Source organism: Gammaproteobacteria bacterium, assembly GCA_022340215.1.
In the GTDB taxonomy this organism is placed as follows: Bacteria; Pseudomonadota; Gammaproteobacteria; order JAJDOJ01; family JAJDOJ01; genus JAJDOJ01.
Genome location: JAJDOJ010000198.1, coordinates 1 through 6,300, shown reverse-complemented (window position 1 = coordinate 6,300; position 6,300 = coordinate 1). Strand labels below are relative to the sequence as shown.

5 protein-coding genes and 2 pseudogenes are annotated in these 6,300 nt (G+C 59.8%); 3 read left to right on the top strand and 4 right to left on the bottom strand.

Annotation, left to right across the window (positions count from 1 at the left end; genetic code table 11):
- Positions 1-150, top strand: a pseudogene (locus LJE91_13805) (transposase).
- 270 nt (positions 151-420) lie between these two features.
- Here the strand turns inward: LJE91_13805 and LJE91_13800 are convergent.
- Positions 421-1,003 (bottom strand): annotated as a pseudogene (locus tag LJE91_13800) (transposase).
- A 164-nt stretch (positions 1,004-1,167) separates the two neighbouring features.
- Here LJE91_13800 and LJE91_13795 point away from each other — a divergent pair.
- The gene (locus LJE91_13795) at positions 1,168-1,770 is read left to right on the top strand and encodes a formylglycine-generating enzyme family protein (GenBank protein MCG6869754.1); all 603 of its coding nucleotides are present in this window, start codon (positions 1,168-1,170) and stop codon (positions 1,768-1,770) included.
- Positions 1,771-1,836: 66 nt separating this feature from the next.
- On the opposite strand, the gene LJE91_13790 is transcribed toward LJE91_13795, so the two are convergent.
- The 3 genes from LJE91_13790 to LJE91_13780 form a co-directional block, all read right to left on the bottom strand.
- Positions 1,837-2,094, bottom strand: coding sequence for a four helix bundle protein (locus LJE91_13790; GenBank protein MCG6869753.1), 258 nt, complete (start codon positions 2,092-2,094; stop codon positions 1,837-1,839).
- A 219-nt stretch (positions 2,095-2,313) separates the two neighbouring features.
- On the bottom strand, positions 2,314-2,697 hold the full coding sequence (locus LJE91_13785) for a hypothetical protein (GenBank protein ID MCG6869752.1): 384 nt from the start codon (positions 2,695-2,697) through the stop codon (positions 2,314-2,316).
- Positions 2,698-2,737: 40 nt separating this feature from the next.
- Positions 2,738-3,907: a patatin-like phospholipase family protein gene (locus tag LJE91_13780; protein MCG6869751.1), complete on the bottom strand. Its 1,170-nt coding sequence runs from the start codon at positions 3,905-3,907 to the stop codon at positions 2,738-2,740.
- A 312-nt stretch (positions 3,908-4,219) separates the two neighbouring features.
- On the opposite strand from LJE91_13780, the gene LJE91_13775 reads away from it, so the two are divergent.
- Positions 4,220-6,300, top strand: a 2,081-nt coding sequence (locus tag LJE91_13775; protein MCG6869750.1) for an NACHT domain-containing protein, incomplete at its 3' end; no start/stop codon positions are given.

The window sequence follows — 6,300 nt, the reverse complement described above, 5'->3', positions numbered from 1 at the left end:
AAGGCGCTCGACGAGGTGCGAGCCGGCGAGGTCAAGGAACTGAAGGCAAAGGGGTATGAGCCCGTACTGACCAAGACCCGCTGGCTACTGCTCAGGCGCCCGGAGAACCTGTCCGACAAACAGGAGAGCAAGCTGGCCGAGCTGCTTCAATAGTGAGCTTAAACTGATTTTATGTAGATTACAGCATAGCAATAAGCGAAAGGCGCTATACATACCTGATGTTCCATCCTGCCACTTATTAACGCACCCCCAATAACGAAGCGTTTGTAACCGTTCACGGGGTTGCGCGACACCAGAGGAGCGCGGTGCTAAGCGAGTGTTTTGATTTAACTACGTCGCCGGGGGTAGAGGGTCGGGCGAGGATTAGGGGATGGGGAGTTAGAGGCCGCGGAGGCTCGTCCACAACCTTTGGTGGGTTATCTAGGGAGGAATGGGCAGTAGAGAGGGTGGCGGTTTATCCTGGAAGAAGGCCTGCACGGCCTGAAGGATGAACTCAAAAGCCGAATTGAGGGCTATGTGCAGGATTTTGTTCTTTGCCTTATCGAGGGCGGCCTGGAAATCTACCTGGGACATCTCCTCGTGGCGTTGGATGCCCTTAAAATAGGATTTTGACGGCTTGGAGTAGCTTTTCGCCAAAGGCGCGGTTGGGCTCATCGGGTAGGGTGATGAGGAAACTGATATCCCGAATCAGATGAGCGATGCAGAATTGGATGGCGACATGGAGGTCCTTCATGTACTTGCGATAGGCTGAGAAGTAGTCGCAGCCTAAGACACCTTCGAATTCCTTGCCGATGACCTCAATCAAGACCTTCGAGCCGCGGGATTTGTCGATTCGAAACAGGACGTAGAGCTTAGCCTTGAACACCCAGATCCAGAAGCGGTCCCCGTTGCTCTAATGGCCGGTCTCATCCACATTCAGGGTGGCCTCCAGCGGTATGCGCGCGAGCAATTCCTCATAGGGGCGTTCCAGCGACTGGCTGACCTTTTGGATGACTTTTGCTAGTTGCGGCTTATGCGACTGGTACCTACAGCTACCGCGAGATTGCCGATCATTTCGGTCTGCACCCGGCGACGGTGGGACGGGTGATTTACAGCCGAATGCTATCATTGGAAACCTGACCCCTGGTTACTCCAGACGATAGGGGCTGGGGTCGCGGCAGTCGTCCGGTGATCAATCTCGACTGGAACGACGCACGGGACTATGCGGCATGGTTTTTCGAACGGACCGAGGGTCTGACCTGCGGCCTGCCGAGCGAGGCCGAGTGGGAGTACGCCGCCCGCGCCGGCAGCACGACCCCCTGGTATTGGGGCGACGACGGGAAGGTGGCCGACGAGTTCGCCTGGTATGACGAGAACAGTGACGAACAGACCCATCCGGTGGGCGGGAAGAGGCCCAACGCCTCCGGCCTCCATGACATGGCGGGCAATGTCTGGGAATGGGTCGAGGACTGCTGGCATGAAAACTACTCCGGCGCCCCGGAGGACGGCCGCGCCTGGCTGGAAGATAACGGTGGCGATTGTCGCAGTCGCGTGTTGCGCGGCGGGTACTGGCGCAAGCTTCCGGTCAACCTGCGCTCCGCCGACCGTTCCAGTTACCCTCCCTCCGGCCGCAACAACTTCATCGGTTTTCGGCTGGTTTGCCGCCCACATCGTTCGCCCCCTGGCCCCGCCGGTTGTCGCGGGGCTGGCGGCCAGGACTCACGGGTCCGTGCCGCTTCCGGAACCGTCCGTCGCCCAAGGATTACGGGCCGAGGCAGGCATCATGAATGATGGCGCAGGCGCGTCCCGCCCGCAGGTCAGGCGTCGGGCGCATAGCAAAGCCGGCGGCTCCCTCGGTCATCTCGACCCGGAGCCGCCTTTCCCTTTCAGCTCCGATCTCAGCCACCCGCCGAGCAGCAGGCCGATCTCTAGCACCATGCGGCTGACGTGCTCGTACTGGCCACTGCTCAACCAGCGCCAATGGTTCGCCAGCCTAAGATAGATGCGTATCCGGGCGAGATCGCGGTCGGCGGCGGACAGGGCCTGACGCCTGGCGTGACCATGACGGGTCTGCGCCTCGGCCAGGGCATCCTGAAGATCCAGGGCCGCGTCCATCAGGCGTTGTGGAAAGGGAGGGTCAGAAATGAGGGTCAGGTCTCGCAATAGGGGTCAGAAATGAGGAAATGAGGGTCAGGTCTCGCAATAGAACATTTCGGTCTGCACTCGACAACGGTAGGACGGGTAATTCGCAGCCGAGTGTTATTATGCGAGACCTGACCCCATGCTTCCGTTGCAGACCAAGGAACAGGTATATACATCCGATCCCGATAATTTCTACTCGTCGAGCTCGTACATCGACTCAAACTTGGCGGCACTGGTGCAATACCCATCGATTCCGTCTTTGTCGTTGTATACGAGGTAGTCCCCGGCCTTGTAATGGGACGCACCTTCCTTGGTCGTCACGTGACCATCTTCTTTCGCGACTTCTGCCCATACAGGCGTCGTCTTGACATACTTTCCGGCACCCACCTTGCGGTACGTACGGGTGAACACATCCTGGTCTATCGTGTAGATATCACCTTCGTTATCTATCAGCCAGTCTCCGCTCTTACATTTCTGTTCGGCCCCCCACTTCCGATAGACGAATCCATCGGTGTCGAGATCCAGCCGAACAGCGATCACAAACTGGTCCGCCTTTTTCCTGTATCGTTGTCGCATACTCAATAGCTTCCAGATGGACGGAAAAAAATCCCGCTCGCTAGATCTCCGGCAGATCGAAATTTGCCGAGAAATCGGTGCTCTTTACGTCGCGCTCAGCCGCGAGTTTTCCCAGCTCGTGGAGAACCTGCATGTTCTCCGGCGCATCCATGGCGCTCAGCGACTCGATCAGCTTCGGATCTGAAATATCCGGATTCAGCTGCGATACGTTTTCTTTACGCAGGTCAACGTTGTAACGCAGGTAGCTCAGAAGGGGTGCGCCGGCTGCCAGGTCGCGGCGCAGGTCACCCAGCTCGGAATCGATATTCCGTGCCGTTGGGCTTGCCGATATCCACTGCAGAAGCGTCTCCTGCAGTGAGGCGCAATCGTCCATCAGCGATAGCAGGGCTCGAACGGCGTGTCTTGCCGCCATGCCGGCGCTCTTTACCTGCGGGTCGGCGGCCCCCGTACCAATCGAGACCAGCAGGAGCCTGTCGGCTCCGGTGAGCCATCCCAGTCGATATCCATCCAGTGTCGCGTACATGAGGGCCTGCAGCGCCGGGTTGTTGAAGGGACTGGCACCGCCATCGACAAATTCACCCTGCGTAGGTATGTGCCCCGCCTTTTCCGCGATCGTAATCCGTTCCGGATCGAAGTAGGCCGGCGCCGCGGTCGAGGCTCTCACCACCTGCCAGAGTTTGTACTCTCCATTACCGATAACCCCGCCGGTTCTGGTCGCGAAATACTTTCCACGCGGGTTGTTGCTGACTGGCCAGGGACTTCCGGTATCCAGGCGCTTTGTCATGACCAGCAGGCCGGTACGCAATTCGGGACTGCCCAGCGTTGTATCGGGCCCATAAGCTGCTTTCAGTTCTTCAATGAGCTTCTCTTCGTCATACTTGGCCCGAAAGAGTCCCTGCCGGAAAAAGCTTTTCTCGAACACTCGCTCACCGAGTTCCACGTACTTGCTGTAGATCCGCTCGACGGACCACCCTTGCGCCAGCGCCGCCGCGATAATGGATCCGGTTGACGTGCCGGCAATCAGGTCGAAGTAGTCGCCCAATCGGAAATCGGGGCTATCTCCATGCCGTTGCCGGAGGATATCTTCTATCTTCTGCAGGATCGCCACACTCAAAATACCGCGCAGGCCGCCTCCGTCCAAAGCCAGAATGCGTTTCGGCCTGCCGTCGTTACGTAGATGTTCGTCCCGAACTCGTCGTTGGTAGGCCATAGTCGTCCCTTTTGTCCTTTCCGGCCGGATATGTGTGAGGGGCTGTGAGTGATTGCTGATTGTGGTTGACTCGATACGAAAGTCAATTCTGAGACGGTTAAACCACGTGCCTTGCTTCTTTCGAGGATCCGTCGCGATCCTGCGCGGGGCACGATGGACCCATCCATGATGGTATGTCATTTGACAGAAATCGCCTTGGGTCCCTGTTCAGAGCAAGGTGGGCCCCGAAGTCTGCTCAGATGTATCGGGCAAAGCAGCCACCCCTGAGCTGTTACACTCGCCTGAGTGTGCAGGCGTGATCCTGGAACCCATATGACCGAACCTCGGCCCACTCGTCTGGAACAGCTCAAGCGTGCGCTGGAGGCGGGCTTGATCGATCAGGACACGTTTGATGCCGCTATTGCAGGGATGGACGCCCAGCTCCTCGGCGACGGTGCGGTTGCCCAGGGGCAGGGCGCGACTGCCGTGGGCGAGAGGGGAACGAGCGTTGCCGGTGACGCCCTGGGAGACATCAACACCGGCCAGGCGTTCTCCGCCTCGGAAGGTGCCCAGATCGTTTACGCGGAGCAGGGCGCCACCGTGGTCATCGGCGATGCCCCGGTCAAGATGACGGCCGTCGATCGCCAAAGCTCGCTCGGGCGCTACCTGCAGCATGTCATCAGCCAGAACCGTTATCTTCAGTTACAGGGTATCCGCTCGGGTGGCAAACTCGTCAATATCGAGCTGGACCGAATCTATGTGACCTTACGCGCCACGCGCCAATCCGCGCGGCGCACCGAGGTCGATTGGCTGGAGCGCGAAACGGGGCTGGCGCCCGGCGAATGGCATCGTGGCAAGGATCACGCGGCGACAGGCGACACGACCCAGATCTCGGTAAACGAGGCGCTGGCGGAACACCGGCGCCTTGTCGTGCTGGGCGACCCGGGCAGTGGCAAGACCACGCTGCTGCGCTATGTCGCGCTGCGCTATGCACGGGACCTGGCGGAAGGATCGCAACACGTCCGCGAAAAACTGGGTCTGGACGAGAGTGGATGGCTGCCTGTCTTTCTGCCACTGCGGCAGATCGGGCGTTATCTCGCGGAACATCATCCCAGGGACGACGGCACCGAAGGTCATGCCCTGCTGTTGCAGTTTCTGATCCAGGTGCTTAAGAAAGAACGCATTGAGGTGCCCGCGAATTTCTTCGATGAATGGTTGTATGGCGGCCGCGCCGCCATCCTGCTCGACGGGCTCGATGAGGTGGCGGATCCGGACCTGCGCCGGCGGGTATCTCGTCTGGTGGACGCCTTTACCCGCGCCTATGGCCAGTGCCGTTTTGTCGTCACCAGCCGTATCGTGGGATACATCGACGCCTCACGCCTGAGCGAGGGATACGCGACGACGACGGTGCGCGATTTCTCGATGGAAGACGTAAAGCGTTTCCTGTCGCAGTGGCACCGCCTGGTTGCCATCGGGCAGATGGGGCCGGGCGAAACCGCCGAGACATCCGCGGTAAACCATACGCGCCAGTTGCTGGAAGCGATTGAAAGGAACGACCGCGTGCGTGAGCTGGCCATCAATCCGCTCATGCTCACCGTCATCGCGCTCATTCACCGGGATAGAGTCAAGCTGCCGGATCGCCGCGCCGAGCTCTATCAGGAAGCCGTGGATGTGCTGCTGGGCAAGTGGGACGAGGCGCGTGGAATTCAGGAACCGCTGGTCCTGAACGACCGGCCATTCGACATCAGCGATCGGCGGCTGGTGTTGCAGCACGTGGCGCTGACCCTGCACGAGAAGGCCGTCAAGGAGATAGACTGTGAGCCCCTGAGAGAACTGCTGTCCGGCCAGCTGGACACCGACGCAACGGATGCACGGGAGCGTGAGGCGATGGCGTCACGGTTCCTGTCGGTCATTCAGGAGCGCACCGGGTTGTTGATCGCCCGTGCCGAGGACACCTATGCGTTCTCCCATCTGACTTTTCAGGAGTATCTGGCCGCGCTGGCAATCGCCGGGCGTGACGACTACGTGGAATACAGCCTTCGCCATACGGCCGACGAGTGGTGGCGCGAAGTCATTCTGCTGGCAGCGGGTTATCTGAGCACGCAGAGCAAGGAAAAGACGACGCGCCTCATCCGGTCAATCGCGGATTCCCCATCCGAGCCCGAGCCATACCACAATCTGGTCCTGGCAGCCGAGTGCCTGCGCGACGCCGGCGCCAACCGGATCGTCGGGGATCTGGAGACCGATCTGCGCAGCCGCCTTCAACACGAACTGGAGACCCCGGTTTCCAAGGGTCTGCTGGGGGCTGTGCAAATAATGATCACGCGACGCATGAGCGCACAGACGGCGACCAAATATCGCATCGCGGCGGCCGAGGCGCTGAGCAGGATCGGAGGCAGCCGGTTCTGGACGCT